Origin of the sequence: Moraxella sp. CTOTU47616 (genome assembly GCF_032017465.1) — a bacterium.
In the GTDB taxonomy this organism is placed as follows: Bacteria; Pseudomonadota; Gammaproteobacteria; order Pseudomonadales; family Moraxellaceae; genus Faucicola; species Faucicola tetraodonis.
Map to the genome: position 1 here is coordinate 1 of NZ_DALZPU010000004.1, position 24,354 is coordinate 24,354.

Genomic DNA, 24,354 nt, shown 5'->3' on the forward strand with positions numbered 1-24,354 from the left:
GTTAACGTGTGGTTTAGTACGTTCAAACTTGGCCTTTGCCATAATTTAATCCTCTGATCATTGTTAAACTGTTAGCAATACCCTAGCTCAAAGCTATAAACCAACTGGTGTATCTGTATTGCCAGTGCTGGTGTTGCCAATTTGAGTGTTGCTAGGTCACTAAAATAGCAAATTTAACATAAATTTCAAGTTTTTTCCATAGCCTTCATCTTTATGGGTAAACTTTTTTGTTATTGCTAAAACAAAAGGCAACACATCTGTGCTGCCTCAACTATTTTTTGGTTTATCTCAATGTATTTTCTATAAAACTGGAGCTCATACCGAGAGTTGAACTCGGGACCTCTCCCTTACCAAGGGAGTGCTCTACCTCTGAGCTATATGAGCAAAACTTTGGTTTAGAATAATGGAGCGGGTGGCGGGAATCGAACCCGCACGATCAGCTTGGAAGGCTGAAGTTCTACCACTAAACTACACCCGCAATGCGACCCGCCCAAGCATACTGGACTTACTGTTAACGTGATTAGGGAATATTCAGATAACAATAGCAGGCAAATGGTGGTGGGGGAAGGATTCGAACCTTCGAAGCTCTCGCAACGGATTTACAGTCCGTCCCCTTTGACCGCTCGGGAACCCCACCATAGTTGTCTTTCAAGGTACGCTTAACACGATGTGTTAAAGGATGGTGCCGGCTGCCGGAGTCGAACTGGCGACCTACTGATTACAAGTCAGTTGCTCTACCAACTGAGCTAAGCCGGCGTATCGCTTGAAAGTGGTGAGCATTTTAGCAAATATTTTTAATCTTGCAAGCGTTTTTTTAGTTTTTTTTCATTTTTTTTGCTAAAACGTAAATTTAATGATTCAAATCCCCATTTTAGGCGCTGTGCACCGCTTATTTGCTACCTAAACGCTAATACATCAACAACACGGATGCAATAATCAGCGCAATAATTACCACGATTATTATCGCGACTGTGGCGTTTTTCTTTGCTGCAGGTTTGATTGCATCAGCTTCTACTGTACTAACTGGCGATGGTTGCGCTGGCTGAACGGCTGAGACCTGAACGGATGGGACAACGGGCTGTGATGGTATTGCCTCAGTGACGACAGGCGTCTGAGCCGGCGTATTGAGTAGCGGCGATGGTGAGTTATCAACGCTTGCTACATCCACTGTTGTCGGTGTAGAAGGTACGGATTTTTCGACGTGAGTGTTGCTCATCTGCTCGCTAGGTAAAAAATCTTGCGTGGTAACGACATCTATCACAGGCGAGGCGTTGGATGCAGCGTTCGGTGATATGGGCTCAACCGATGCAGTCGATTCAGTTTGGGTATGAATGTCAGTGGTGGGTGTGAAATTCTCAATATCTTGTAAACTACCGAGAAAACTATCATCATCCAGTGCGTCGACTGGGGCATTTACTACCAAAAATACCAAGTCAGCAAAGGCAAGTTCATCGGTGGCTTGCAAAGCATGGGCGTCTGTAGCGATACGCTCACCATTGATAAAGGTACCATTGCTTGAGCCTAAGTCTTGCACATACAGCTGCTCACCAATACGGTTAATCTTGGCGTGTTGGCGAGAGATTTGTGAGGTTGCTAATACCAAATCATTGCTATCGCTACGCCCGATGCTTAAGCTTTTATCAATATCTATGGTTAAATCCGCCAACGCTGGTGACAGTCCAATGAGTTGCCATGAAGTGCCTTGCGAGTTGTCGGTGAGGTTCATCGTATTTACTGCATTAGTTTGCTGATTATCCATGCAAGTCTCCTACTCCTAAGGGGTATTTAATAGTATCATTATGCTTGGCATTATGGGACATTTTTAGGGATTTGTCACGGTGATGGTCTGCACCGCAGGCGGGGTCGCAATCACCACAGGCGTTTGAGCCATCTTTGCGCCCTGCCCTGTCTGCGCTTTAGATTGGGTAACGGTAGATTGGGTAACGGTAGATTGGGTGACGGTGTTGCTCGCTGGGCGAGTGACAGTTGTGGTCGATGAACTGCCTTTGCGAGACACGTTTGATGACGCCGGCGTGACGATATCGACACCATTGGCATACACTCTTGGCGTGTTTGATAAACTTTGCGCGGCTGGGGTAACCAAGTCGTCTGTTGGCAATTTGATGCCATTTTGCACCCTGTTGGTATTGGGGAACATGGCATTGATATTAAGTGGGATTTGTTTGAGCGTACCGTTTTTGTCAATTACCAGTTGCATGGTACGAATACCGTCTAAGCTTTTTTCTGTCACGCTTGCCACCGCGCTACCATTTCGCAAAATGGTCGGCTGTAAAAATACAATCAGATTGGTTTTGTCCGAGTTTTTGCTTTTTGAGCGAAATAAATTACCAATAATCGGCGCATCACCCAATCCTGGGACTTTTTGCTGACCATAGGTGCTGTTATCACGCATCAAACCACCCAATGCCACGGTTTGTTGGTTATCCGCTAAAATGGTGGTTTTGATTAAATTCTTGTTGGTGACGACACCGCTCACGTTATTGAGGGTGCCATCGACAATGGAGGACACTTCCTGCGAAATCTCAAGTCGCACTGAACCATTATCGCCAATATGCGGAATGACATTAAGATTGATACCGACATCCTGACGGCTCACGGTTTGAAACGGCGTGGTTGATGAGTTACTTGCCGTGGTATAAGAGCCGGTCACAAATGGCACGTTCTGCCCTACCAAAATATTGGCTTTTTCGTTATCCAACGTCAAAATAGAGGGCATGGATAACAGATTGGCATTGTTGGTTTTATTGATGGCTTGCAAAATCGCACCATAAAACTCACGATTACCGTTACTATCGGTTTTACTATTGCCAATCCCCAACAGCGCGCCTGCCACCGATGCTGCCGCCGTACCTGGGGTTTTGCTTAATATCTCAGATGCCAGACCTACTGCGGATGCACCGATATTATTAAAGTTAATCACCCCTACGCCGCTGTTGGCGTTGCCCATTGCCCATTGCACGCCAAGTTGTTGGGTATCATTGCCTGAGATTTCCATAATTGCTGCTTGAATCAACACTTGGTCACGGCGGGTATCTAGCTCATTAATAGCGTTTTCGATTTCTACCATTAACTCTGGGTTGGCATTGACGATGACGGAGTTTTGGGTTTGGTCAGCGATAATGCTAAAAGGTCTACCTTGATAGCCGTTGTTTTGCGCAGTCGTTGTGTTGCTGGTGGACGAGGTATTTAGCGGTGAGCCTGTCGGTGACACTGCGGTATTGGTGGTGGTCGCTGCGCTATTATTACTGGTATCGCTACTAGATTGAAACATTGAGCTTGCTTGCAAGGTGGTTTGGTCACCTGAGCTATTGATAGATTGATAGGCAAGCAGTCCGCGTAGCATTTCTGCAATATGGGTGGCACTGGCATATTTTAAACGAAACACGCGAAGACCACTGAGACGTTGCGTCGGTACGGTGTCTAACTGCTCTACCATTCGCTGTACTTTGGCTGTCATCTCGGCACTACCTTTGACGAGCAGCCTATCAGAAATCGGGTCGGCAATGATATTGATCAGGCTGCCACCGGTTGATGCCACAGCAGGTTGCCCTGATTGACCCGTAGCAGCTGGCGCTGTACCACCGCCCGTACCTGTCAGTGAGCTTAATAAATCCATCATGCGCTTGGCATCCACATGACGCAGCGGAATAATGGTCAGCTTATCATTCATATTGCTATCAAGATCGCTAATCAATTTTGCGTATTGATTGAGGCTGTCGGCGCGGTCAGAGAGGATAATCGCATTGACATTTGGCACCACAGCGGCATTGGCATACGGCGGCATCATCGGACGGATGACGTTTAAGATATCATTGGCATTGGTATTGGTGAGATAATAGATGCGGGTCGCCATTTGGCTACCTGCGGTATTACCGCGCAAATCCACGTCCACCCCTGCTTGCTTGGCAACGGTATCAGGGACCAGCTCTGTGGTCAGCCCGCGATCAATCGCTACAATACCATTGACTTTCATCACGGCTAAAAACAAGTCATACACTTCTTGACGGGATAAGGGTTTGTTTGAAATTACCGTCACATTGCCATTAATGCGTGGGTCTAGCACAAAGTTCTTTTGCGTGATGGTAGCAATTTGGTCGATAAACGCCTTGATATCAGCGTCTTGCAAATGCACTTTATAGCCAGTGGCTGCATGCGCAGCTGACAGACCACTGCTAAGCAAACTGATACTCATAGCCAGTGTCGTGCTCAAAAATAGTGGCTTTAGCATGGTTGGGTATTTCATAATTTACCTTATCAATTTTTAACGCATGTCACCGACTTGTGTCTCACGTAGCGATGACGTCTGTAACTTTTTACTATCTTTTATCAAAATGACTGGCGTACTGTCACGACTTGGTCGCCGCGCTGAACTTGGATTTGCGCTTGTCCTGCTTGTTGTACTTGACGTAGTAGCTGGGCATCTTGTGTTGGGTTTTGACCCACGTTTTGTCCATTGACGGAGAGGACTTTATCCCCTGTTTGTAGCCCCAATCGGTTTTTTAGTCCTGCGGACATGGCGTCGGTCACCAAATAGCCCTGCCCTGTCGCTGCCACACCCATTTGGCTTAGATACCCTGATGCATTTTGCTGAAGCCCTTGAATCGCCCCACCAATGGCTGACGATGCACCGCTTGGCGAGGTATTGGCACCATTTGACGTCGCCATACTGGGCGCAGAATCCTCTCGATCATGGGGGTCGCCTGTAGCCACTGGCGCGCCGCCAATCGCTTGTGGCGCAGCTCCGCCTAAGCTCGGTGTGGGGGTTTGTCCCATATTTGAGCCGTTGCCCACGCCTGCTGCACCGTTGGCTTGCGCTTTGGCTCTGATAGCCTCGCTTTGGTCAAGAAAAAACGGTTGCCCAAATGGCACTTTACTGGTTTGACCACTGGCATCTGCCACTATTACAAAATCGGCTGCGACTTTGACCAATTTATAACCACTGCCATCAATCATGTCGTTGATACGATAGCTTAAGGTTTTACCATTGGCGGTCAAAATTGCATACGATTGACTCTCTGGGGTGGCAATGGTCACGCCCACCACTTTAATATCTGGGGGTGTCGCTGCCGGCGCTTGCGGGGCAGTTGGCTGAGCAAAAAAATCTAATGCATTGCTATTGGCAGATTGTGCGACCAAGTTCGTCTGCAAGGGGATTGGGGTGAGTGCGGGGGGTTTGGGCGGGGCAACCAATAGCCAAATCGCTTGGCTTAATTGCCACACCAACCAAAAAATAGCTGCCAATAGCAACCAAGGATACAGTTTTTCCACCACCGCCATCGGCACAAATTTACCAGTCGTTGTTTTACGGCTCAACGAGGTGCGCTGGGTGGCTTTTATCATATCTGCTATCATCGCTACGTCTCTAATTACCCATACTGGTCAAAGGCTGACGAATGGATACCACCACACTGTCATCAGCCCCTTTGCCTTGGTACGCTGGCATATTTTTGAGCAGCCGCTGGGTCAATGACACATCGAGCATATTATCTTGGTCAAGATAAAAATCCCCTAATCGCTCGGCTTGCGGTGTAGTAAGGGCTAAATGCAAGCTTTTACCTTGCGCTGCCTTGTTGCTATTATTAATACCATTGGCGTTGGCTGCTGGCTGGACACTGGCTTTATCTGCGCTTAAGTTGCCTTGCATGGTGGGGAGTTTAATCAGGTAGGTTTTGCCGCCTGTGGGATACCCCAAATCACCGCCTGCCCAATTCATGCTGCCTTTGGCGGTTTGATAGCCTTGCTTATTTTTTTCAATAGACACTTCTTTGATAGTAATCGGTGTGTCGGGTAATTGCCAACTGACCAACTGCGCCAATGTATCAGGGCTGATTTTGCCATTAAAATCATTGGCTTGCCAGCTGGTTTTATTGAATTTGACCACGCCTTGCAAGTCGGTTTTACCAGAGCGGATATCGACCGCTAGACCCAGTTTGCCCATCAATAAATGCCACGGCTGCCAGCGCCAATCGACACTACCCGCCAGCGGCGTATTGGGGCGTGCATTGATTTGCCAATTGGCTTGACCTTGCCAAAGGTTGCCGGATATTTGCTGCAAGTAAGGGTTGTTTGGGGCAAATTTTTGCAGCAACCACGCTGCAGGTAGCTGAATCAACAAGCTTAAGCAAAGCAAAACCAGACCTACCAGCCACCATAGTTTTGTCGGACGTAATGAATTGACATTTGCCAAACTTGAATACCTTTTTACAATGATTTTTGACACCGATATTTTTGACATCAATAAAGTGACACAATCCACAAGCAGCTTAACCAACAATCAAATAATTCATGCAGGATAAAAATTGCCATTAGCGCAAAATTTTGAACCCACTCTGCGCCAACACTCGAATATTTTTCTAACTAAAATGAAACGCTTTATCATAACTGATTTTTATTGCGTTGTAATGTCAATCCATAAAAAATCAAAATTTTGTCAGGCTTGTTTTGGGCGGACTGTTTATTGCGGCTACCTGCCGCACTTACTACAATTTGCAACCGACTTTATCACCATGAGTTTGCTACAATCACCTCACTAAGCTGGTTAAAACTATAATGCAAAACACAAGGAAAATAGCATGCAATTTGATACATTGCCACAACTGGGCGATAGCGTCTCCAAAATTTGCTTAGGCACCATGACCTGGGGACAGCAAAACAGCGAGCCGGATGCCCATGAACAAATGGATTATGCCCTTGCCCAAGGTGTGAACTTTTGGGATACCGCTGAGATGTATCCGTCACCCCCTGATAAAGACAAACAGGGTAATACAGAGCGCTTTATGGGTAGCTGGTTTGCCAAGACAGGCAAGCGAAATGAGGTGGTATTGGCGAGTAAAATCTCTCGCAATGACTTTTTGCGCGATGGCAATACCAAGTTTGATAAAAAAACTATCCGTGAGGCATTAGATAGCAATCTACAGCGTTTGCAAACCGACCATATCGATATTTATCAGCTACACTGGCCAGAGCGTCAGACCAACTTTTTTGGTCAACGCGGCTATACAGAAAGTATGGCGCAGCAAGACACCAAAGAATTGACGCCATTTTTGGAAACCATCGAAGCACTCAATGATGAAATCACCAAAGGTCGCATTCGTGCTTATGGACTATCCAATGATACCCCCTGGGGCGTCATGCGCTACTTAGCAGAAGCCGATAAACATGGGCTTGCTAGACCTATCACCATACAAAATCCATATAGTTTACTCAATCGCTTGTATGAAGTGGGACTGGCAGAAATCAGTCACCGCGAGCAAATTGGGCTACTTGCCTATTCACCGCTAGCCTTTGGGGTGTTATCAGGCAAATATTTGGGAGGTAACAAGCCTGTCAATAGTCGCTTGAGCCTTTATAGCCATTTTACCCGTTATTTGAATGCGCAAGCGCAGCAAGCCACCCAAGCCTATGCCGAAGTCGCCAAAAAACATAATCTAGATATGGCACAAATGGCACTGGCGTTTGTCAATAGCCGCTCGTTTGTGACTGCCAACATCATTGGGGCAACCACCACTCAGCAACTAGCCAGCAATATCGCGTCCGTAGACTTGGTATTATCCCAAGAGGTATTGGCTGATATTGAAGCGGTGCAGACCTTATACCCGAACCCTGCGCCTTAAACCTTGTAACCCTTAAACCTCGTACCTTAAATCTTGCACCTCACTAGCAGGCTACTATCAGAAAAAACGGCATAAAAAATCCTTGCGACAGTGTGACTGTGCAAGGATTTTTTTTAAACCTAGTAAAAATTAAAGTCTAGAATGGGATATCATCATCAACTGCGCCTGGTTTTGGCATTGCCATGGCTGGGTTTTGTTGGGGATTTTGGGCAGGCTGATTATTTCCTGTATTTGCCCCTTGTGGCGCTTGGTTGCCATTCATAAATGGATTATTGCCAAATCCTGCATTTTGAGCCGCAGCTTGGGGATTATTTTGGTTTGGATAGCCACCAAAATGATTGGGTGCTTGGTTGCCACCTTGGTTGTAGCCAACTTGATTATAACCACCTTGGGGCTGGTTTTGGTAGGTTGTGCCGGCAGTGTTGTTATTAGCAATACCGCCTTGAACGCCGCCTGCTGTGCCAAGCATTTGCATTTGGTCGGCACGAATCTCTGTGGCGTAACGCTCTACGCCATTTTGATCGGTGTATTTACTGGTGCGAAGGCTACCTTCGATATAGACTTGGCTACCTTTACGCAGGTATTGCGCTGCAATTTCACCGAGTTTATTAAACAATGAAATACGGTGCCATTCGGTTTGCTCACGGCGCTCACCTGTTTGTTTGTCGTTCCACTGCTCACTTGTCGCCACGGCGATACGCGTCACGCTACCGCCATTGGCAAATTGTTTGACTTCAGGATCTGAACCAAGGTTGCCTACAATAATTACTTTATTTACGCCGCGCATAGAATTTCCTTGATAACTTTTTTGATGAATTTTTTGATAACTTTCTTGATGCCTTTCTTAATAGTTTTCTAGTATTTTTAGCCAAATCTTTGCGGATTTAGCGCAACTACAATGCCATTACTTTACTAAACTTTGCATCAAATTGCTAGCGTCTGACCGGTAAGATGTGACAAATGCTGTCGCGTGTCATCGGTCAATTTTTCTTTATCCAGTTTGAGATAAGCAATGTTTTCTTTTGGCATCATCACTATCTCATCCACACCGTCAATCGCCAAAATTTTCTGTGACCATGCAGTTGTGTCAATACCTGTTGGCAGGGTAATCGTTAGGCTGGTCAAATACGGGGGGGATGCAATCGGCAGAATAAACAATAGCGCAATGACGGTCACGATGGCGAGCACTGTCCATGACAACCACATCGGTTTGGTCAACAAAATACCGCCCATGGCACCGCCCACAAAAGCACCCAAAAACTGTGCAGATGAGTTAATACCCATCGCTGTCGCTTTGTTGGCAACGGGCGCGCGTTTGGAAATCCAAGACGGAATGGTCGCCTCAAGGCTGTTAAAGCCGATGTAATAAACCGCAAGCCCAACAATTAAACCCACGATGGTCTGACTCGCCACCGCCAAAAATACCAATCCCGCCACCAAGGTCGCTAAAGACGCCAAAAACACGGCGCGCATTTGCCGTTTTTTTTCTGCGATGATAATCAGCGGAACCGCAATGATAAAACCCAATAATAGTAGCGGCAAATACACAAAACCTTGCTGCGCCACCGTCAAACCGAGCACATCATGAAACTGGTGCGGCAATAAGGTAAACATCGCTGTCATTGACAGATGCAGCGCAAAAATCGCCAAATGCAACCGGTTAATATCGCCAATTTTTAATACTTCAGCAAACTGTGCTTTAACTGAGTGATTATTGAGATTGTGCTTTAGCACCCGATTTGGGGTGGGCACGATCCACAGTAAGCCAATGGCGAAAATCGCGGACGCCACTGTCACCCAAAACAAGCCTGAGATATCGAGCACATGCGTCAAAATCGGACCGAGCCCAAATGCGACCATCACCGACATGGCAATGGTCAGCCCCATGGTTGCCATCGCTTTGGTACGATGCTCTTCACGGGTCACATCCGCAAGCAGTGCCATCACTACCGCTGAAACCGCACCACTGCCTGCAATCAAACGCCCCAATATCACCATATAAATATCTGTTGATAAGGCGCAAATCGCTCCCCCAAGCGCAAACACCAATAACCCTGCAATGATAATCGGTTTACGCGGATATTTGTCCGCCAAAAAACTCATGGGAATCTGAAAAATCGCCTGCCCTAAACCATAGATACCGATCGCCAATCCAATCAAAAACGGCGTGGCGTGTGCATATTGTGTCCCATATACTGCAAACACAGGCACAATCATAAATAGTCCGAGCATTCGCAAAGCAAAGATACCGCCCAATCCTGCAATCGCTTTCTTTTCCGATGCATTCATGGAGGCGTTATGACTTATATTTCTCGACGTTGATTTTACTGACGTTGATTTTACTGACATGGTGGCTCACAAAATTTTGCCAAAAACGGCTTATTATATGCCTAATTTTTATCCCAGAGAATTTATTGGCAATAAAAATTATTTTAGCCTTATTATTTTGGCTTTATTGTTTTAGCCCCATTATTTTAGCATTGCGTAAGCGGTTACCATGATGGCTAAAATCACTGCGATAGCAATCATCAGCCACATCACATTTTTTTGGTTGTCAAAAAATCCTCGCGGTGACTGCTTGATAGATGATGATTTTGGGGTAGCCACTAGCGCGCCCTCTAACGGGCTATGCTTCACTTGGGTGGCGATTTTTTGCTGTTTTTGCGCTTTTTTGGCGTCAAGTTGCTGTTGGCGTTGTTGTTTTTGTGCCAATTTTTGCTGTTTGGCTTGTTGTTGTAGTTGGCGTTGTTCTTCAAGCTTAGCCTGTTTTTGTCGCGCTTGTTCGGCAAGTTCTGCTTGTTTACGTGCTGCTTCTTCGATGGCTAACTGCTCAGCTTGCTGCTGCTCGCGGAGCTGTTTATCGCTATAGCGGGCGTGAAAATCATCCATCACGGCGTTATCAATTTCGCTTAAGGTGAAAGGCATTTCATTTATTACTTCAAGCGCATCATGCACATCAACGTCGTACACGCCCGAGGCTTTGGTAGTTTTGCCATCGGCAGTGAGTTTTCTGGGTACTTGGTAATCGGCAAGGCGCTGCTGCAAGTGGTTTTCCATTTGTCCGATGGAGTCGGTGCGACCTGTCATCGCTAATGCCCAATCATTGATTTCGGCATGATTTTCGCTATTTAATTGCTGGATGATATCGCTTGCGTTTTCAACGAGGCTGATTTTGGCAAGCAGCTGACTGGGTGAGACGGCGATATACACCTCACCTGGGGTGGCTTGGCGTTTGAGCGATGCGATGGCTTGGGGGTTGCATTGTAGGCAGTTGGCTTGTTTGTTTTTGAGGGTATGACCTTTTGGACAGGGCGGCACACCGTAAGCAACGAGCGCGCCGTTTTCTTTCATTTTGGCTTTGTATTCTTTGCTCGATAGTCCGCTGGCGTCAAAGGTTTTGTCCGTTGGGATATGGTGGCTTTTTAAGAAGTCGGTTTGTTCTTGGGTTAACGTTGCCATGTTATTGTCTCAAATTTTGCAGTCACAAATTTTCTAGTTCCTTGATTTAATCAAGTATAGCAAGGTTTGCTTTCATTTGATTATTCGATTTTTAAAAGTTTTAGAATTTAATGGTACAATCAAATTTAATTTTTTATGGAAAACCTATGCAAGTTTTTAAGTACCGTACATTTTCAAGTGAAACGACACAAAGAGATATTAATAGCTTAGTCGAAAATTCTTTTTGGTGTAGTCCTAGAGAAAGACTGAATGACCTCTGTGAAGGATTTTTTACAGACAATAAATTAAAAGAAGAATTGAATGCTTTTAAGCTACTCTCAGACTTATCCAAAGCCAAAGTAAATTTCGATGACTTTCATCAAAGTATCGAGAATGTTAAAAATTCATTGCTTAGTCAAGGCATATTTTCTACAAGCAAATCACCTTTCATACATACGCTTTGGTCACTTTACGCTGATAGTCATCAGGGCTTTTGCATTGAATATGATTTAGATGATTTAGTAGCAAAAAACCCGAGCTACTACCATTCATTTGATGTTCATTATTTAGATGAACCACAAGATTTAAGTCTAGCTGATTTGCAATTAAATAATAAAGACAATAATTCCCATATGATTTTTCTGCAAAAAGTTATTGGTACGAAACATAAGGACTGGAGTAATGAGCAAGAAGTTAGAATTATTAGCTCAGTAGTTGGAAAGAACTACCACCGCCAAAGTGCGATTAAAGCAATATATTTTGGACAAAATTGTTCGGTTGAAAATAAGAATTTGCTAATGAAAGAATTAGCCAATAGAAATATTACCTTTAAAGAAATTGCTAAAATTAAGAATTCATTCAATTTATCGTCAGTAGATATGATTAATCCATTTGATGACGATAAATTGACAAAGGGTAAATTGGCAAAAATCGAAGAATTTGCGATTTATGAAAATGGTATTAAAGAAGAATATAGACAGCATATTCCTTATCTTCATAAAGTCACTGAAATAATGCAAAAAGACCCCGATTGTGAGGTTATTGAATGTATTGATTTCTCTAAGGATTCAACATTGGATAATCCAATTATCTTTGTAAATTTTCAAGAAAAAAATAAACCTTTAGTTAATAGTGTCAAGAGATTTACTTTATCTGAGATAGACAATATTTTAGGAAAATAAAGGTTTAAAAGTTGCATTTATAGAAAAAGTTTCAAGATTAAATAACTTGAAACCCCCATCCAATTCCCCCATTAAAACCCCATCTTTTTACCCAAATTTCCCACTCAAAAACACACAATAAGAAGCTCAATATGGCACAGCACGACGCAATCAAAATCCGTGGCGCACGCACCCACAATCTCAAAAACATCGACATCGACATCCCCCGCGACAAACTCGTCGTCATCACAGGATTATCAGGCTCGGGCAAGTCTAGCCTAGCCTTTGACACCCTATACGCCGAAGGACAACGCCGCTACGTCGAGAGCCTATCGGCGTACGCTCGTCAGTTTTTATCACAAATGGAAAAGCCCGAAGTCGATAGCATCGAAGGGCTGTCACCTGCCATCGCCATCGAGCAAAAATCCACCAACCATAACCCCCGCTCCACGGTAGGTACGATTACCGAGATTTATGACTATTTGCGTCTGCTGTATGCCCGTGTTGGCACGCCCATGTGCCCAGAACACCACCTGCCGATGGTCGCGCAAACCGTCACCGAAATGGTCGATACCGTCATGGCATTGCCCGAAGATACCAAGTTGATGATTCTCGCGCGCGTCGTCGATGACCGCAAAGGCGAGCATATCCAGTTGATGGAACAGCTAAAAGGGCAAGGCTTTGTGCGGCTGCGGGTCGATGGTGAGATTTATGACATTGACGATGTGCCACCGCTTGCCAAAACCTTTAAACACACCATTGATGTGGTGGTTGACCGCTTCAAAGTGCGGGATGACTTGGGTAATCGGGTTGCCGAAAGCTTGGAGACCGCCTTACGACTCGGTAGCGACATTGCCATCTTGCATGACATGGACGCTGAGTTTGAAGATAAAATTTTGTCCGCCAAACATAGCTGCCCTGTCTGTGATCGCTCGGTTGCTGAGCTTGAACCAAAATTGTTTAGTTTTAATAACCCCTATGGCGCGTGCCCCGTGTGTGATGGCTTGGGCAAACGCCAATATTTCGCTGCTGAAAAAATCATCGGGCATCCTGAAAAATCGCTCAACCAAGGGGCGATTCAAGGCTGGGATAAACGCCACGCCTATTATTTTGGCTTGCTGACTACCGTTGCCGAGCATTACGGTATTGATATGGAAGCGCCGTGGCAACAACTGGATAAAAAGCACAAAGATGTCATTTTACATGGCTCTGGTAAAGACAAAATGACTTTTAACTTTGTCGATGAACGCGGGCGCAAGTCCACCAAAACCGTGCCATTTGAAGGGGTGTTGCCGTATATGGAGCGTCGTTACCGCACTACGCAAAGCAACATCGTGCGAGACGAGCTTGCCAAATACCTTGCCGATGCCACCTGCGATGCCTGTCACGGCTCACGCTTGAACGAAATCGCTCGCCATGTGGAAGTCAGCGACCGTACCGTTGCCGAAATGGTCAAGCTATCGATTGGCGAAGCAATGGCGTATTACGAGCAATTAAAACTCGAGGGCGCAAAAGGCGAAATCGCCGCCAAAATCATCAAAGAAATCCGTGAGCGGTTGGAATTTTTGGTGAGTGTGGGCTTGGATTATCTCACCCTTGCCCGCTCTGCCGAAACCCTATCGGGCGGTGAAGCTCAGCGCATACGCCTTGCTAGCCAAATCGGGGCAGGCTTGATGGGCGTGATGTATGTACTCGATGAGCCATCAATCGGCTTGCACCAACGTGACAATGACCGACTGCTGCAAACGTTGACTCGGCTCAGAGATTTGGGCAATACCGTGATTGTCGTCGAGCATGACGAAGATGCCATTCGCCTAGCCGACCATATCATCGATGTGGGCGTGGGCGCTGGGGTACATGGTGGCAGTATCATTGCAGAAGGAACGGCAAAAGACATTGCCAAAAATCCCGAATCATTGACGGGGCAATATTTATCGGGCAAAAAGAAAATCGCAGTGCCAACCGTGCGTCACCGAGCCAAAATCGCCAATGACGATAAATATGAAAAAATGCAAGACTCCGCCATTCCGTTAACCAAAAACCAAGCGAAAAAAGCGGAAAGCGAGAAAAAAGAAAAAGCCAAAAAAGGTAAAGTCGAAGCCAAACCCTTGATGCTGACCTTGACAGGGGCAAAAGGTAACAACCTTAAAAACGTGACCTTAAACTTGCCGATTGGTGTATTTACAGCCATCACAGGCGTGTCGGGTTCGGGTAAATCGACCTTAATCAACCGCACCTTATTGCCACTAGCGACCACACAGCTCAATAACGCTACCACGCATGTTGCCGAAGAGTTTGACAGTATCACTGGGCTAGAACATTTAGATAAAGTCGTCGATATCGACCAAAGCCCGATTGGGCGTACCCCTCGCTCCAATCCTGCGACTTACACGGGGGTATTTAGTCCGATTCGTGACCTATTCGCCCAAGTACCCGAGTCCAAAGCTCGTGGCTATCAAGCAGGGCGCTTTAGCTTCAACGTGAAAGGCGGGCGCTGTGAAACCTGCCAAGGCGATGGTTTGATTAAGGTTGAGATGCACTTTTTGCCTGATATGTATGTGCCTTGCGATGCGTGTCAAGGCAAACGCTACAACCGTGAAACCCTGGAAATCACCTATAAGGGCAAAAATATCAATGACGTGCTCAATATGACGGTGGAAGATGCGGCAGAATTTTTTGAGGCGATTCCGGCAATTTACCGGCGTTTGCAAGCCCTACAAGAAGTCGGCTTGGGTTATATTCGCTTGGGTCAGTCTGCACCAACCTTATCGGGTGGTGAGGCGCAACGGGTGAAACTTGCCAAAGAGCTGTCCAAACGTGATACCGGTCAGACTTTGTATGTGCTCGATGAGCCGACGACAGGTTTGCATTTCCACGATATTGCCAAGCTCTTAGACATCTTGCATACGCTACGTGACCGAGGCAATACCGTGGTGGTGATTGAGCATAATCTCGATGTGATTAAGACAGCCGACTGGATTGTGGATTTGGGTCCTGAAGGCGGTTCGGGCGGTGGTGAGATTATTGCTGAGGGCACGCCTGAGGAGGTAGCGCAAAACGCGCGCTCACACACAGGGCGTTTTCTAAAGCCGATGTTGCAAGCCTAAGTTTGTTACCAGCGTAGGTTTGTTGGAGGCATAAATTTAGCAATAAGGGTTAGTACGTTGTCGTCTAACCCTTTTTTAACCAATCATTGCTCTATGACTTGCTGTTCATTGATAATACTTTACATTTCGCCCCAATATTCACACAATGAAACGAGATAAGGATATTGCGACATTATCCAGGGACAAAAAAACGTCAAGGAACGATAAGGATGCTAGGATGATTTTATTTAAAGGAAAAACCAACGATCTTGAAACCCTATTTCCCCCTACCCTAAAACTAGATGGTCAAATCTGCGTGCGAAATGGTATGAGCATTCGTAGTAAATTTATGATTGGTATCTATGATATTGCCCTATACTTGGGTGAAATGACTGAAGATGCCGAAACAGCCATTACTTCACGTTATGCCAAGCAATTGCGCATGGTGTCTCGCCGCAATATCAAAGGCTCGTTACTGGAAAGTGCCTTCAAAGACGGCATCAGAGCGAATAGTAGCGCAAAAGAATATCAAAAAATCGCCTCAGTGATTGATGACGTGTTTGGTGAGTTGTTCAAAACCAACACCATCAAAGAAGGGGCAATGTTTACGATTGAATTTTCGCCAGAGCATGGCGTTCGCTTAAATTATGATGAGGTTGGCGATCTTCCTTATATCAAAGAAGAAGGCTTTGACCAAGCTATTCTTCGTGCTTGGCTAGGCGATAATCCCATCTCACTTGAGATGAAAAAGGATTTGCTCGGTCAACACTAATATTGACTGCCTATTTTTATACTTCCCATATTTTTAGACTTCCCATCAAGTATGGGAATTTAATCTAGCTAGTTGATAGTGCCAGTAACTTTTTTGCTAGGTTTAATAGGGTTATATGTATTACAACCCTATTTTAAAGATGAATAGCGGCATTATTGATATACTTGGCGTCATTCAACCCCATAAATGGGCATTCATCCCTTACCTGCCTAGCTTTCTTTACTTTCTTTGTTTTCTTTTATTCGATAACAAGCAAGTTGGCTTTTTTCATTTTTATCCCAATAGTGGCACTTTTGCTTTGAGCCCTTTATCCTGTCGTCCATCAGGGGTTACTACAATACTATGTTTCTTTTTAAATGGGTATGCTAGTCTAAAGCAAAAAAAATTAGGCAGCTTATGAAACCACTTGCGCAAAAGCCCACTAAACCAATCATATCAACCCGTAACACCCCCCAAACCTTTACCCTCAATAAGCTTGCCAAACCTATCGTGCGCGATGATATTTTTTCGTTGCCGCCTGCTGTGTATGGCACTATCTATTTGACGCTGATTCCGCTATTTGGCTTTTTGTACAGTACCTTGCCAAATATGCAGTTTAACCATGAAGACGTGGGCTTTTTGGAAGCCATGTATTTTAGTACTATCACGGTCACTACCACAGGGTTTGGCGATATTACCCCAACCAATACCTTTACGCGGGCGTTTGTGATGATTGAAGCGACCATTGGGGTGGTGTCTGCAGGTTTGTTTTTAAATGCGATTACTTATCAGCGTGAAGAAAACATGAGTAATCTGATGGACGCCTATGAAGCGAGAAAAGAAATCTCTTATGCCTTCGCGCGCCTGCACAGTCATGATAGTTTGATTACGCTTAACATGAATACTTATCTAAACCGGGTTAATCAACTGCTGGGCATAGAATCAGAGCAAACCCCAGTGGCGCAATCTGACCATGAGGGTCGCGCTAATTTAAACCGCTCACCTGATTTGCCCGCGGCGCCTGACGCCAAAGTCCCTCAGCAGCTCATCGGTATTCATGAGCCTATTCCCGAAACGCTAGCATTTACTAATTTACAGCACTTATTTAATGCCTCGGCACGCTTGACCGATGACCCGCGCAAGCCGTTGATTTGGTACTATTATCAAGCCTTGGATGAATTGGTCAATAGTATTGAGAATTTGGTGCGTGAAACCGAAACCTATCGCTGGGCAGATTTGGAGTCGATTTGTATTCAATATTTAAGTGATATCAAATCCTATGACTCTAGCAGCTATATTTTGGCAGAGCCGAATTTTGAAAAGCAGCTTGCGGATATCCAAGCCCAGCGCCAGCAAGACATGTTACTTATCAGCGAATATCCAAGTGATAAAGCGGTTGAGCTGTCGAACGAAAATAGTTTAAACCCGTATATTATTTTGTTTATGGGTATTCAGACCACCATTGATTTTATCAAAAAATTCCAACTTCGCTATCAAGAAATTATGCAGACTATCTAGCTTTCAAGAAATCATACAGACCATTTAATTTTATCGGCTCATAAAAAAACACCCCACATACCGTGAGGTGTTTTTTTTACTCAATCAGTCAATGAAGAATTAGTGACCAAACTGGTTGGCAGTGTTTTTGGCGCCGCCTGCTTTAAGTGCCATTTCACCTGAGAAGATTTCTTTGTGGTCATCACCGATGTCAGAACCTGCCATGGCTTGGTGTTTAACTGCCGCAACGCCTTCGCGAAGTTCTTTACGTTGTACTTCTTCAACGTAAGCTAGCATACCTTTATCACCGAAGTAACCTTTTGCCAACTGGTGCGTACTTAATGCCGCCGTGTGGAAAGTAGGTAGGGTAATCAAGTGGTGGAATACACAGGCTTCACGTGATGCATCAGCTTGGAAGGTACGCGCTAGCTCATCAGCAGCGGTATTCAACTCAGTGTTGTCGTAGTCAGCAGACATTAAGTTTGCTTTGTCATAAGCTGAGATGTCTTTGCCTTCTTTTTCCCATTTTGCGATGACTTGTTTACGGAAGTTCAGCGTCCAGTTGAATGATGGGCTGTTGTTGTAAACAAGCTTAGCATCTGGCACTTGCGCAGCGATACGGTCAGTCATTGATTTGATGTGCGCAACGTCTGGTGTTGGCGTTTCAATCCATAGTAGATCAGCACCGTTTTCAAGGGCAGTCACACAGTCAAGTACCACGCGGTCAATGTTGGTGCCTTCGCGGAATGAGTACAAGCCGTTTGGCATACGAGTTGGGCGAACCAATTTGCCATCACGTTTTAATAAAACATCATACTCGCTTGCATTTTCTAACGTCACTTCTTCAACTTCTAAAAAGTCTAAGTATTGTGAAGCAAGGTCGCCTGGCTCACGTGACACAGGAAGTTTTTGCGTTAATGATGCACCTTCAGAGTCAGTACGGGCAACGATGATACCGTTGTCAATGCCAAGCTCTAAGAACGCATAACGAATTGCGTTAAGTTTTGAGATGAAGTCTTCGTGTGGTACGGTGACTTTACCATCTTGGTGACCACATTGTTTAGCATCTGATACTTGGTTTTCAACTTGGATAGCACAAGCACCTGCTTGGATCATTTGTTTGGTGAGCAAGTAAGTCGCTTCTTCGTTACCAAAACCTGCGTCGATGTCAGCGATGATTGGTACGATGTGTGATTCAAAGTTGTTGATTTTGTCTAAGATGGCTTTAGTGTCTTGACCTGCTTCTTGCGCCGCATTTAATTCGCGGAAGTAATCGTTTAATACTTTTTCGTCCGCTTGACGTAAGAAAGTGTAGATTTCTTCGATTAATTTTGGCACAGCGGTTTTTTCGTGCATAGATTGGTCAGGTAGTGGACCAAATTCTGAGCGAAGGGCAGCAACCATCCAACCTGAAAGGTAGATATATTTACGTTCAGTAGTACCGAAGTATTTTTTTACCGCATACATGGTTTGTTGACCGATAAAGCCATGCCACGCACCAAGAGATTGGGTGTATTTTGATTTGTCAGCATCATAAGCTGCCATATCACGACGCATGATGTCGGCAGTGTATTGAGCGATTTCTAAACCTGTTTTGAAACGGTTTTGGATAACCAAACGCGCAGCATCATTTTCGCTGATGTTTTTCCAGTTACCATATTTGGCTTTTAGTTCGCGGATATGGTCAATCGCTGAAACGTAAGTTGACATAGCAGTCTCCTGTTGAGGACGGTGGGATAAAAAAACTTAGGATGATTGTTGTGTTGTAATAAAAGTAAAAGTCTTAATAAGCCAATATTTAGCGAGCATTAAACACCGAAAATATGAATAATGTTTAAGACACAAACTAAATCTCCAAAATAGTCTAACAATTTTTTTAACAAAATACGTGATATTTTTTACAGTGATATTAAATAGTCTGTTAAAATTAAGAATTCTATTTTGGCACTCATAAAGCTTTAAGTTGGCTTAAATAATGGAATGAATGCACTATACCCTTTAATTCATAATTTAGCTATTTAATGATTCGTATCTTTAGTATTTATTTAAAATATAGTATAATACAATCAATAACTTAAGTTCTATTGCTAAGTTTTAGCTCTGTTAAAACTATCTGTTTTAGCCTTTTTTTCTTAACTTTTAACTAGACAAACAATAATTTATGGATTTACAACGTGTGGATTTGAACCTTTTGGTGCATCTTGATGTGTTACTTCGAGAAAAAAACGTCACCAGAGCCTCTGAACAACTCGGCATTACCCAGCCCGCCATGAGTAATATTTTACGTCGTTTGCGTAAGTTGTTTAATGATCCCTTGTTGATTCGCTCATCTGAAGGCATGACGCCGACGGAGCGGGCGCTTGAATTACAGCCGCGCGTACGCGAATTGTTAGCGGATTTAACCCAGCTATTAGAGCCGCGTACTGAGTTTCGTCCTTATACCTCAAGTCGTGTGTTTCGGATTATGACGTCAGATTATGCCGAAGCAACGCTAGTGCCTAGGCTAGTTAAAGCGCTGCGCAGTGAAGCCCCAAACGTGATTTTGGACTTTTTGACGCCATCGGATGTATCGTATCGAGATATGGAGCAAGGGCGTGTTGATTTGGCGATTAATCGTTTTAACGAGGTACCGCAAAGCTTTCACCAAGTGCTGATTTGGCGTGATACTTTTAGTTGTTTGTTGTCGGCTGATAGTCCGTATGTCAATCGCTTTAACCTAAAAAATTATCTTAAAGCTCAGCACGTTTGGGTCTCTAAAACAGGGATGGGGGTGGGTTTTGGGGTGAATCCCGAAAAATCTGGTGGACTTGGCTCGATTGATGCGGCGTTGCAGCGCCTCGGTCAAAAACGTCAAATCAGTGTCTTTACCCGTCATTATCAGATGCCTGCCATGCTCACCGCCAATAAAGACTTAATTGCTACGCTGCCGACTCGGGTGGCGCGCATGCAAGCTAATAATGATGATATCGTGATTAAAGAGCCGCCATTTTTTATTCCAGAGTTTGAATTGACGATGGCATGGTCGCCACTATTACAGCATCACCCTGCGCATCGTTGGTTACGTCAGTTGATTCAACATGTGTCGCGACAAATCATCGCCGAAGAGCGCATCAAGTATCCGCTACAAACTGCGATTCAAGACGGTTCGCTGCATACCCAGCCCATTGATTTGGTTGAAATTGATCCTGACCGTCAATGATTAAGGGTCAGACAAGCGGCTTATAGGACTGGTCTAGGATTGGCAAATTTTATCCACCCAAAGCTCATACGGATATTTTCCTAAATGTCCGTAACGTCCTTTTTCAGTTACGCGCCCTTCAATGCAGACAGGTAAACTAATCGACACGCCCGTTTGACCTTGCGCTTTGGCATACTCGGCTAACAGGTTGTTTGGGTCAAATACATGGTATTTGGTCGTACCGTCATTAAATTCAGATTGCTCTAAGCTTTGGGTAAAGGTGCCGTTTAGCGTCAGCGTTTTTTTGGGTACACTATCAATGCTTTCTTTGATATCGTTTAACTTACCATTTTGCAGCGATTGGTACGCCACGCTGGCGCAACTTGCCAATAGACCAATTATCGCCACACCACCGCCCAACCATGCGGCTTTTTTACCCATTATCTTGTTAGTTAGCATGGTGTTTTCCTTATTATTGATATAAAAAAAATGATAGCAATATTCGTTGCTATCATTTGTAGATTTTATTTATCGTTACACTACCCTTGGGTAAATAGCTTAGCGAATATAGGTATGATCCTCAGGGTTACTCACCTGCTGTGTCAGCGCTTGGGTTGGTAAGACTTTCTTAAGATAAAAATACCCTAGCATACCTGCCAATAATGACCCTAAAATAATGCCAAGTCGTTCGTCAAACGGTTTGACCTCAAGTCCCGCAAAGGCAAGCCCACCAATAAACAAACTCATGGTAAAGCCAATACCACATAAAATCCCCACGCCAAATACTTGTCGCCAGTCAACATTGGTAGGCAAGCTAGCTAACCCAAGCTTGACGCCAAGCCAACTAAATAGCATCACCCCAATCGGCTTGCCTAGCAGCAGTCCTAGTGCGATACCGAGCGGTACCGTATGCAATAGCGAGGATATCCCCGTACCTCCGAGATAAATGCCCGCATTAGCAAACGCAAAAATCGGTAAAATAATAAAACTGACTGTGTCCTGCAAGTCATGTTCAACCGATTCGAGGGGTGAATGCTCAGGGTGCTTGTTGTCTGTCATTGGGATGAATAGCGCAAGCAGCACACCGGCAAGCGTCGCATGTAGCCCCGACTTTAACATGGCTGCCCATAGCAAAACGCCAATCATTATATAAGCGGTGGTGCGGGTGACGTTAAAGCGATTCATGAGCCACAATATCACCAAACATACCCCGACCCAAGCCAGTGCCGCCATCGACAAACCCGATGAGTAAAATAACGCAATAATGATAATCGCACCGATATCATCAAAAATAGCAATCGATGCCAAGAATACTTTGAGCGCGGCGGGCACGCGATTGCCCAGTAACGTCAGCACACCTAAGGCAAACGCGATATCTGTCGCCGCCGGAATCGCCCAACCTTTCATCAACTCTGCGTGCTGATAATTGAATGCGGCATAAAAAATCGCAGGTACCATCATACCACCGACCGCAGCAATCGCAGGCAAGACGACTTTTTTGACCTCTGATAGTTCGCCCACTAGCATTTCCCGCTTAAGCTCAAGCCCCACTAAAAAGAAAAACACCACCATCAAGCCATCGTTGATCCAATGTAGTAAATGATGATCGATACTAAAAGAGCCGATTTTTATCGAAATAGGCAGATGCAAAAAGTGCTCGTATATGTCACTCATCGGAGAGTTTGCTACCAGCATCGCCAACACAGCGGAAAACGCCAACACTATACCCGCCGCCATATCGTGTGCCAAAAATTTTTTAAATTGGTTAAATACTATCATCTGTCTAAAACTCTTTTTAATACCATCTTTTATTTATGAAATATACCACACTTAAACCAAGCAAAATAGCCTACAATACCATCATACCATATATTTTATTATATCATATAATCTATTTTTATGATAAATAATTTCATAATTCTACATTAATAGAAAATTTTATTCATTTATTCACTATTTTAGATAAATTAATTTTTTAGCCGTATGATTTTTTGGTGTTGATAGTTAAGATTCTAAACATGAATGATTAATAAAGTTGTTAACACCCCATGCCTATTTTGTATTATTATTTTATCGCTACTTGCCTACCGATTTAGAATCAGCCTTTCAATAGTGTGGATATTTTGCCAACTTCTCTTACCGATCTTGATTTAACCCCGCTCAAACGTTTTTCTCATAACGTTATCGCCAATATCCGTGCCACGGGTCACATGCTAATAGGTTCAAAACGCGCGTTTTATTGGGTCAAGCCCACTGTATGGCAGTTTTTGTTGTTTGGATTGACGGCACTGGCGAGTAATTTGCTGTTCTCGTGGTTGGTGGCTGAAGATGCCACCCATTTTAATCCACAAGGGCTGATTAGTTATTTGGTATGGCCGATGGTGATGTTGGTGGTAGGATTGATTCTTGCCAAACGGCATTTTAATGCCATGCTAATTTTTGTGCCGGCGATTTTGTGGCTGTGTGCTGATACTTTCATGATGCTGGTGCAAAGCTTGATTCAGTTTATATCAGACTTGGGCTGGCTACCTGAATGGACGTTTGATACGATTGGTATTATGTTCGTATTGGCGTTTGTCTGGCAGTCGTTATCGCTGTTATGGATTTTTGGCAATCAATTACGCTGGTCATGGATTGAGCGTGTCCTGATTATGCTGGGTGCGTTTGCCGTACTCAGCGTGTGGCAAAAAAACGTGCAATCTGAGCCGATTTTTCAATCTGACCCCGTCGAACCCGTGGTCACTGAAGCGGCATTTTATGCGCAGCCTGAGCTTCTGGCCGATATGCTAAATAACGTGCAGCCGCAACGCCCGACTATACATGATTGGTACTTTATGGGTGTCGCAGGTCATGGCGAGCAAGATGTATTCCGTTCAGAAATTGAGCTGACCAAAGATTACTTTGACCATCAATTTGGCACAGCAGGACGCTCGGTGGAACTCATTAACAATGCCAATACCCTGTCTGCGCTACCGATTGCCAGTAAAACCAGTATTGAACGCGCTTTGCAAAGTATCGCCAAAAAAATGGATGTCAATGAAGACGTGCTATTTTTGACCTTGACCTCGCATGGGGGTGACAAGGTGATTGAAATGTCCAACCCACCGCTAGCGCTCGATAATGTCGATGCCAAATGGCTACGCCAATCATTGGATAAATCTGGCATTAAATGGCGCGTCATTGTGGTATCAGCCTGCTATTCTGGCTCATTTATCAATGAGTTAAAATCGCCAGATACCCTCGTGATTACTGCCTCAGCTGCGAATAAATCATCGTTTGGCTGTTCTAATGAAGCCGAATATACTTACTTTGGACAAGCATTTTTTGCTGAAAGCTTACCCAAGCTTCGCCGTTTTCAACCTGCGTTTGAAGCCGCCAGCAAACGCATTGCTGAACGGGAAAAAATGATGGGCTTTGAGCCGTCTGAGCCGCAATTGGTGATGGGTGAGGCTATTAAAGCGATATTGCCAGAATTTGAAAACAGTCTCAAACCCTTACCTGCGGTTGTCATAGTCCCATCGACTGCTGCCAGTGCTACTAGTGATGCCCATACCTTAAATACCCACCAACTGCCCAAGTAACATCGGCTGTCTCGGCTATTTCAGCTACC

General features: G+C 44.7%; 17 protein-coding genes and 4 tRNA genes. 7 read left to right on the plus strand and 14 right to left on the minus strand.

Annotated elements, in window-relative coordinates; genetic code table 11:
* Nucleotides 1-309 precede the first annotated feature (309 nt).
* The 8 genes from RTS10_RS05685 to gspN form a co-directional block, all read right to left on the minus strand.
* Nucleotides 310-384 (minus strand) — tRNA-Thr (locus RTS10_RS05685).
* Nucleotides 385-404: 20 nt separating this feature from the next.
* Nucleotides 405-478, minus strand: a tRNA-Gly gene (locus RTS10_RS05690).
* A 75-nt stretch (nt 479-553) separates the two neighbouring features.
* Nucleotides 554-637 (minus strand) — tRNA-Tyr (locus RTS10_RS05695).
* 43 nt (nt 638-680) lie between these two features.
* Nucleotides 681-756: transfer RNA gene (locus tag RTS10_RS05700), tRNA-Thr, on the minus strand.
* Between the two features lie 151 nt (nt 757-907).
* Complete coding sequence (locus RTS10_RS05705; protein WP_312383940.1) at nt 908-1,759, minus strand: FHA domain-containing protein; 852 nt, start codon at nt 1,757-1,759, stop codon at nt 908-910.
* 63 nt (nt 1,760-1,822) lie between these two features.
* Nucleotides 1,823-4,264 carry a type II secretion system secretin GspD gene (gene gspD / locus RTS10_RS05710; RefSeq protein ID WP_312539571.1) on the minus strand — a complete coding sequence of 814 codons (2,442 nt, stop codon included), beginning with the start codon at nt 4,262-4,264 and terminating at the stop codon, nt 1,823-1,825.
* 83 nt (nt 4,265-4,347) lie between these two features.
* Entirely contained in the window at nt 4,348-5,361 is a 1,014-nt protein-coding gene (locus RTS10_RS05715; protein ID WP_312539572.1) for a type II secretion system protein N, read from the minus strand.
* A 22-nt stretch (nt 5,362-5,383) separates the two neighbouring features.
* Nucleotides 5,384-6,208, minus strand: a complete 825-nt coding sequence (gene gspN, locus RTS10_RS05720) for a type II secretion system protein N (RefSeq protein ID WP_312539573.1) — start codon at nt 6,206-6,208, stop codon at nt 5,384-5,386.
* 385 nt (nt 6,209-6,593) lie between these two features.
* Between gspN and RTS10_RS05725 the strand changes: the two genes are divergently transcribed.
* The gene (locus RTS10_RS05725) at nt 6,594-7,634 is read left to right on the plus strand and encodes an NADP(H)-dependent aldo-keto reductase (RefSeq protein ID WP_312539575.1); all 1,041 of its coding nucleotides are present in this window, start codon (nt 6,594-6,596) and stop codon (nt 7,632-7,634) included.
* 136 nt (nt 7,635-7,770) lie between these two features.
* On the opposite strand, the gene ssb is transcribed toward RTS10_RS05725, so the two are convergent.
* From ssb to RTS10_RS05740, 3 genes are all read right to left on the minus strand, one after another.
* Complete coding sequence (ssb, locus tag RTS10_RS05730; RefSeq protein WP_312539576.1) at nt 7,771-8,421, minus strand: single-stranded DNA-binding protein; 651 nt, start codon at nt 8,419-8,421, stop codon at nt 7,771-7,773.
* Between the two features lie 137 nt (nt 8,422-8,558).
* Complete coding sequence (locus RTS10_RS05735) at nt 8,559-9,923, minus strand: MFS transporter (protein WP_312539737.1); 1,365 nt, start codon at nt 9,921-9,923, stop codon at nt 8,559-8,561.
* 180 nt (nt 9,924-10,103) lie between these two features.
* A complete protein-coding gene (locus tag RTS10_RS05740) occupies nt 10,104-11,093 on the minus strand; it encodes a hypothetical protein (protein ID WP_312539577.1) in 990 nt (329 codons plus the stop codon).
* A gap of 146 nt (nt 11,094-11,239) precedes the next feature.
* On the opposite strand from RTS10_RS05740, the gene RTS10_RS05745 reads away from it, so the two are divergent.
* The 4 genes from RTS10_RS05745 to RTS10_RS05760 all read left to right on the plus strand — a co-directional run bounded on the left by RTS10_RS05745 (nt 11,240) and on the right by RTS10_RS05760 (nt 17,587).
* Nucleotides 11,240-12,253 carry a DUF2971 domain-containing protein gene (locus RTS10_RS05745; protein ID WP_312539579.1) on the plus strand — a complete coding sequence of 338 codons (1,014 nt, stop codon included), beginning with the start codon at nt 11,240-11,242 and terminating at the stop codon, nt 12,251-12,253.
* A gap of 131 nt (nt 12,254-12,384) precedes the next feature.
* On the plus strand, nt 12,385-15,339 hold the full coding sequence (gene uvrA, locus RTS10_RS05750) for an excinuclease ABC subunit UvrA (RefSeq protein ID WP_239741525.1): 2,955 nt from the start codon (nt 12,385-12,387) through the stop codon (nt 15,337-15,339).
* A gap of 217 nt (nt 15,340-15,556) precedes the next feature.
* Entirely contained in the window at nt 15,557-16,090 is a 534-nt protein-coding gene (locus RTS10_RS05755) for a chalcone isomerase family protein (RefSeq protein WP_219330816.1), read from the plus strand.
* 396 nt (nt 16,091-16,486) lie between these two features.
* On the plus strand, nt 16,487-17,587 hold the full coding sequence (locus RTS10_RS05760; RefSeq protein WP_312539581.1) for a potassium channel family protein: 1,101 nt from the start codon (nt 16,487-16,489) through the stop codon (nt 17,585-17,587).
* 99 nt (nt 17,588-17,686) lie between these two features.
* On the opposite strand, the gene RTS10_RS05765 is transcribed toward RTS10_RS05760, so the two are convergent.
* A complete protein-coding gene (locus tag RTS10_RS05765; RefSeq protein ID WP_219330814.1) occupies nt 17,687-19,276 on the minus strand; it encodes an isocitrate lyase in 1,590 nt (529 codons plus the stop codon).
* Nucleotides 19,277-19,727: 451 nt separating this feature from the next.
* Here RTS10_RS05765 and RTS10_RS05770 point away from each other — a divergent pair, with 451 nt between their 5' ends.
* Nucleotides 19,728-20,765 (plus strand): LysR family transcriptional regulator, encoded by a 1,038-nt coding sequence (locus RTS10_RS05770; RefSeq protein ID WP_007116083.1) that lies wholly within the window; start codon nt 19,728-19,730, stop codon nt 20,763-20,765.
* A gap of 33 nt (nt 20,766-20,798) precedes the next feature.
* Here RTS10_RS05770 and RTS10_RS05775 read toward each other — a convergent pair whose 3' ends face one another.
* Both RTS10_RS05775 and nhaA read right to left on the minus strand, forming a co-directional pair.
* Nucleotides 20,799-21,203: a hypothetical protein gene (locus RTS10_RS05775; RefSeq protein ID WP_312539583.1), complete on the minus strand. Its 405-nt coding sequence runs from the start codon at nt 21,201-21,203 to the stop codon at nt 20,799-20,801.
* Nucleotides 21,204-21,302: 99 nt separating this feature from the next.
* Nucleotides 21,303-22,520, minus strand: coding sequence for a Na+/H+ antiporter NhaA (gene nhaA, locus RTS10_RS05780; protein WP_409455592.1), 1,218 nt, complete (start codon nt 22,518-22,520; stop codon nt 21,303-21,305).
* Nucleotides 22,521-22,867: 347 nt separating this feature from the next.
* Between nhaA and RTS10_RS05785 the strand changes: the two genes are divergently transcribed.
* Complete coding sequence (locus RTS10_RS05785) at nt 22,868-24,325, plus strand: C13 family peptidase (protein ID WP_312539585.1); 1,458 nt, start codon at nt 22,868-22,870, stop codon at nt 24,323-24,325.
* Nucleotides 24,326-24,354: the final 29 nt, after the last annotated feature.